We start from the raw sequence: 5642 nt of genomic DNA, 5'->3' as shown, positions 1-5642 counted from the left end.
TAAAATGTTAATAGGGTGTTTTAGAGGATTAATAATTTTTTATTATAACAATTGGTTGATTATATTCTTTTTATTCTCTTTAAAAATATCTGGAGTACTTCTTATTTTTCCTTATAGTCAATTATTTTCTTTACCTCTTGAAGACTAGATGGAACAAGTCTAACATCTAATCCATGATATGTTTTATAAAGGTTAATGTACTTCTTTTTACGGAGGGATTTTATTCCTTTTTTAATTTCCTTGGTTGAATATTGATTTAGGTTTCTACAAAGGTTTATTATTGGTGTATGATGCTTTCCAATACATCCATGTTTGAATAATGTGGATAGGATGTCCTTTTCTAAATCTGGATTAGACTTCATAAGATTATATATAGTAGTAGACATATATAATTATATGTATAATTTCTGTACATGAAATTTTTTTCATGTATAAGTAATGTTTAAAAAATATACGTGGTGTAATAGTATTATGTATGAAAAAATATTTGGAAAATATCCTCAAGTAAAAGTAGTAAGTTATGTGTTAACAAATCCAGAAAAACCATACACAAAAAAGGAAATAGCATATGGAGCACAAATATCACGAGTAACTCTAAATTCCTTTATCAAAACTCTTGAAGAACTAGAAATACTAGTTAAGGATGGTACAAATTACAAAGTAAATCTTAATTCAAAGATTGTGAAAACATTAATTAAAACACAGATAACACTTGTAGAACTAGTAATGGAACATGACATGGAACATAAAAAAGACATACTAGGTGATGTATTAAGTGATGAGGAATTTGAAAGATTTATGAATAACTTTGAATATGAAGTTGATATTGATGGGGAACTCGAAAAATTAGAGGAAAATGAGGAAATACTCGTTAAAACAAAAGAATATGAAGACCTTAAAAATACGAAAATTAATACTTCTACACTTCCAAATAACTTTGTAATAAATAGTGTTTACCCACAGGATAAAAATAGGAAGATGATAAATTATGGATAACCTAGATAACCTAAACAATGGACAAGTACCAAAAATAGTAGTCAAAGATACACAAACAAATCCTGTATCTGGAGCAGTGTGTGTAGGATCAAATGATCAGATACGTGTTGCATTTATTGAAGATAAACTTTCAAGTGATGAATTTGGTAATGTTGAAATGATACAAGAATGTAATCTACAAATTGTTATGACACCACAGGTAGCAAGAAACATAATACAAGTAATAGAAGATAATTTAGCATCTAATAATTTTTAAGTCTTTAAACTCCCCTTTTTTTTCAAAATTTTTTTTATACTTTGAATATATTACTTATAATTAAGAAATATAATATCATGGTAAATGAGAAAATTATGAATAAGTATGTAATATTAATTGCAATGCTAGCTTCTTTTGGTGTTGCTTTTACATCAAATGCTGTATCTGTTGCACTTCCAACTATAGCAGTTGACTTTAATATTACAAATATAATGCAAAACTGGCTAGTAAACATATATCTACTAGTTATAGCAGCTGCAAGTGTGCCCTTTGGTAAAATATGTGGAAAATATGGTTTAAACAAAACTATGGGAATAGGTCTTATAGGCTATGTTGTAGGTTCTATATTGTCTGGTATAGCATTTAATATAGAATTTATGTTAGTAGCACGAATAATTCAAGGTATAGCTTCTGCAGTTCTATTTGTAAATAGTATGGCAATAATAACAGAACAAGTACCTCCACAAAAAAGAGGTCAGGCTATTGGTATTACAGTAACAGGAGTGTATCTTGGTCTTACACTTGCTCCAACTGTTAGTGGTTTTCTAGTGGAGTATGTGGGTTGGAGAAGTATATTCTATATTACAGTTCCACTAATATTAATATCATATTATCTCCTAACAAGAATTGATAAGGAATGGATAATTGGTGGTGGAGATCCTATAGATGTTAAAGGTTCACTACTTTATGTTGTTGGAATTTTAATTTTAATGTATGGTTTTACAATACTACATGATGTGATTGGTATCATAACTGTGGTTATAGGTCTTGTTATACTAGCAATTTTTGCAAAGTATGAATTAAAAGAACAATATCCTATATATGATATGCACTTATTTAGGAATGTAAAATACACCTCCTCTAATATTGCATCTTTAATTAGTTATTTTGCAACATTTGTGGTAACATATATTTTAAATTATCATCTACAATACTTAAATGGATTTAGTCCAGAAACAACAGGACTAATACTTATTGTCACACCACTAATCATGGCAATAGGTGCACCAATAGCAGGAAGACTATCAGATAAAATCAATCCACAAATACTAGCAGCAATAGGAATGATAATAGTATCAATAGCACTGGTTATACTGTGTTTCTTAGATGAAACAACACCATTATATATGATATTCATATCAATGATACTACAAGGAGTTGGATTTAGTCTATTTTCAACACCAAACAACAATGTAATACTAGGATCAGTTGATAAAAAAGACATAGCAACAGCATCAGCATCTCTATCCACAGTAAGAACAATAGGACAATCATTTAGTCTAGGACTTTTAACACTAGTATTTGCATATATAATGGGTAACGTTCCAATAATACCACAACATTATCCACAACTAATACTAAGTAGCCAAGTAACAATGATACTATCAACAATACTATGTATAATAGCAATACTATTATCACTCATGGGTATAAAATCAGGAAATAAAAACTAAATTTCCAATTTTTAACTTTTTTTTTAGAAAATTAGTATGATAAATAGAAATAACTTATTTTTGAAATAAAAAAAATAAATATTAAATTTAAAATTAGAACATAAAGGTTAAAGAAGGAAGAGAATTAGTTAAAATGTTTTAAAGCTAATTCTACGTCTTCAGCTTGTATAGTTTTGCGGTCAGCATGTTTTGCTAAATCAATAACTGCGGATGCTAATTTGTCAGCATAAGCTTCTACAGCTTCAACGATTTTTTCTTCTGCATCTTTACTTATTCTTTCTGCACCAGCATTTTTAACAATTCTAGTTACAGGTGCTTTTGGTATTTCTGTCATATTTTACATCTCCTTTAGATAGATATATCATAGGTATTATTTAAGTATTTCTCAAAAATACTTAATTTTACTTAAAAATAGGGCTTTATTTATCATAAAACACCTCAATTTAGGTAAAATATTTTTTTTTATAAAAAAAGTTATGGTAGAAAAATTAGAATTCTAATTTTGAAATTCTATCCATAGCTTCAACAGTATTTTCATAAGTATTAAATGCAGTTAATCTAAGATAACCTTCTCCACTTGGACCAAATCCAGCACCAGGAGTACTTACAACATGAGCTTCTTTAAGTAAAATATCAAAGAAACTCCAGGAATCAATATCATTAGGTGTTTTAAACCAAATATATGGTGAATCTACTCCTCCATAAACTTTTAATCCCATTTTTTCAAGACTTTCTCGAATAACTTGTGCATTTTTAACATAATAATCAAGATTTTCTTGAATTTCTTTCTTACCTTCAGGTGTGTAAATTGCCTGTGCAGCCCTTTGAACAGGATATGATACACCATTAAATTTAGTTGATTGTCTTCTATTCCATAATGGATTTAATTGTACTTTATTACCATTAGCATCTTTAACATAAACCTCTTCTGGTACAACACAGTAAGCACAACGAGTACCAGTAAATCCTGCTACTTTTGAATAACTTCTAAATTCAACTGCAACATCTTTTGCACCTTCAATTTCAAAGATACTATGTGGAATTCCAGGAGTTTTAATAAATGATTCATATGCAGCATCAAATAATATTAATGCATCGTTTTCATGTGCATAATCTACCCATTCTTTTAATTGTTCTTTTGTAAGAGTTGTTCCTGTAGGATTGTTAGGATAACATAGATAGATAATATCTACTTTTTCACTAGGAAGTGATGGTACAAAGTCATTTTCACTAGTTGCTGGAAGATATACTATGTTTTCATAGAATCCATCTTCACCCATTTTACCACTACGTCCTGCCATTACATTACTATCAACATATACAGGATATACAGGATCTGTTACTGCAATTATATTATCTTTAGAAAAGAGTTCCTGGAAATTTCCAGTATCACATTTTGCTCCATCACTTATAAATACTTCAGAGTTTTTAAGTTCTACTCCTAATGGTTTATAATCATTTTCTATAACATCTTCAATTAAGAAGTCATATCCTTGTTCTGGACCATATCCTCTAAATGTATCAGCATCACCTAATTCATCAACAGCCCTTTTAAATGCTTCAACTACTGATTTTGCAAGTGGTCTTGTTACATCTCCAATTCCCATTTTTATGAGATTTGCATCTGGATTTTCTTTTTGATATTCATCTACTCTTCTTGCAATTTCTACAAATAAGTAGTTGTTTTGTATTAAACTATAGTATTCATTTACTTTCACTGCCATATATTTCACCTTTTTAGTTATGTGTATAATAGAATGTTATTTCATTATCATTTATTTTATCTACTCTTGCAAATCCAAATCTTTCAAGTTGTACCATATCATCAACTTCTAGATTTGATGCATCACATTCAATATATCCTGTAACATGAGTATTATCTGGCATTACAACTGTAGCACTTATGGATGTTTCAACTGGTGCCCATTGTATAATACGTGCATGTTGTGCTTGTGCATCTTCAAGAGTTTCACTATCATATATTACTTTATCTTCCTCTATTTTAATATTTATTAAATCCATTAGTCTTAATGGTATGTTTTTATCTTGTGCATGTTTATAGTCATCTTCTGGTATGTATACACTACCATTAAATGTTAAGTTTCTAAATCCTTTTTCTGGTTTGTTATAGTGAAGTTCACGTTCTACTGTCATGTTTGTTTTAGAACTTGGTAGATTTTCAACATCTACTTTAACAGCATTTGGTATGAAGAAGTATCTGTTTGTGTTTTCCTCTATGATGTTACGATTTAATCCATAGATTTTCTTCCAACTTATTGTTGCATCGGCTTGTTTTGTTCCAATCTCCTCTATTAAATCATAAAGTACTTCTTTTTTAATTCCTCTTCTTGCAATTGCACGTATAGTTCCAAGTCTTGGATCATCCCATCCAGTGTATGTTTTATTTTCAATACCTTCTCTTGCTTTAGATGTACTAAGTTCTACATCATCCATTTTTAATCTACCATAGTGAATAAACTCTGGTACATCCCATCCAAAGTGTTTGTATAGGTATGTTTGTTTTTCACTGTTTGCAAGATGGTCTTTTCCACGTAATACATGTGTCATTCCCATAAGATGATCATCTACTGTTACTGAGAAGTTCATCATTGGATAGATTTTATATTTATTTCCTAATCTTGGATGTTCTTGGTTTACTATTCTCATTGCAACCCAGTCACGTATTGCAGGATTTTTATGATTTATATCTGTTTTTATACGAAGTACTGCTTCTCCTTCTTCCATATTTTCAAAGTTATTCCATAATTCCATGTTTTCTTCTATGGTATGACTTCTACATGGACATGGTTGACAGTTATCTTTAAGTTTTTTAAATTCTCCACCATCACATTTACACATATATGCAGCACCTATTTCTATTGCTTTTTGTGCATATTCATAGTATATTTCTAGTCTGTCACTTTGTGTGTATATTT

At 29.5% G+C, this 5642-nt stretch carries 7 protein-coding genes; 3 read left to right on the top strand and 4 right to left on the bottom strand.

The annotated features are described in order from the left end of the window. Window positions 1-101: 101 nt before the first annotated feature. On the bottom strand, window positions 102-362 hold the full coding sequence (locus A9758_RS02325; protein WP_143740855.1) for a hypothetical protein: 261 nt from the start codon (window positions 360-362) through the stop codon (window positions 102-104). Window positions 363-471: 109 nt separating this feature from the next. Between A9758_RS02325 and A9758_RS02320 the strand changes: the two genes are divergently transcribed. From A9758_RS02320 to A9758_RS02310, 3 genes are all read left to right on the top strand, one after another. Then, entirely contained in the window at window positions 472-996 is a 525-nt protein-coding gene (locus tag A9758_RS02320) for a hypothetical protein (protein ID WP_011406513.1), read from the top strand. Next, window positions 989-1252, top strand: coding sequence for a hypothetical protein (locus A9758_RS02315; RefSeq protein ID WP_048059738.1), 264 nt, complete (start codon window positions 989-991; stop codon window positions 1250-1252). Before A9758_RS02320 ends, A9758_RS02315 begins: the two co-directional genes overlap by 8 nt. Before the next feature lie 95 nt (window positions 1253-1347). Next, window positions 1348-2706, top strand: coding sequence for an MFS transporter (locus tag A9758_RS02310; RefSeq protein ID WP_011406512.1), 1359 nt, complete (start codon window positions 1348-1350; stop codon window positions 2704-2706). 124 nt (window positions 2707-2830) lie between these two features. On the opposite strand, the gene A9758_RS02305 is transcribed toward A9758_RS02310, so the two are convergent. From A9758_RS02305 to A9758_RS02295, 3 genes are all read right to left on the bottom strand, one after another. Continuing rightward, complete coding sequence (locus A9758_RS02305; RefSeq protein ID WP_048059736.1) at window positions 2831-3040, bottom strand: histone family protein; 210 nt, start codon at window positions 3038-3040, stop codon at window positions 2831-2833. Window positions 3041-3194: 154 nt separating this feature from the next. After that, the gene (locus A9758_RS02300) at window positions 3195-4430 is read right to left on the bottom strand and encodes an LL-diaminopimelate aminotransferase (protein ID WP_011406511.1); all 1236 of its coding nucleotides are present in this window, start codon (window positions 4428-4430) and stop codon (window positions 3195-3197) included. Window positions 4431-4443: 13 nt separating this feature from the next. Beyond that, the coding region (locus tag A9758_RS02295) for a glutamate--tRNA ligase (protein WP_069776324.1) at window positions 4444-5642 on the bottom strand (1199 nt) is incomplete at its 5' end.

It is taken from the genome of Methanosphaera sp. A6 (assembly GCF_001729395.1).
Lineage (GTDB): Archaea > Methanobacteriota > Methanobacteria > Methanobacteriales > Methanobacteriaceae > Methanosphaera > Methanosphaera stadtmanae.
This window is presented reverse-complemented; position numbering and strand designations above follow the sequence as displayed.

Coding starts and splice junctions, on each gene's coding strand:
- A9758_RS02320 (WP_011406513.1), top strand. CDS start 472: ATGTATGAAAAAATATTTGGAAAATATCCTCAAGTAAAAGTAGTAAGT.
- A9758_RS02310 (WP_011406512.1), top strand. CDS start 1,348: ATGAATAAGTATGTAATATTAATTGCAATGCTAGCTTCTTTTGGTGTT.
- A9758_RS02305 (WP_048059736.1), bottom strand. CDS start 3,040: ATGACAGAAATACCAAAAGCACCTGTAACTAGAATTGTTAAAAATGCT.
- A9758_RS02315 (WP_048059738.1), top strand. CDS start 989: ATGGATAACCTAGATAACCTAAACAATGGACAAGTACCAAAAATAGTA.
- A9758_RS02325 (WP_143740855.1), bottom strand. CDS start 362: ATGAAGTCTAATCCAGATTTAGAAAAGGACATCCTATCCACATTATTC.
- A9758_RS02300 (WP_011406511.1), bottom strand. CDS start 4,430: ATGGCAGTGAAAGTAAATGAATACTATAGTTTAATACAAAACAACTAC.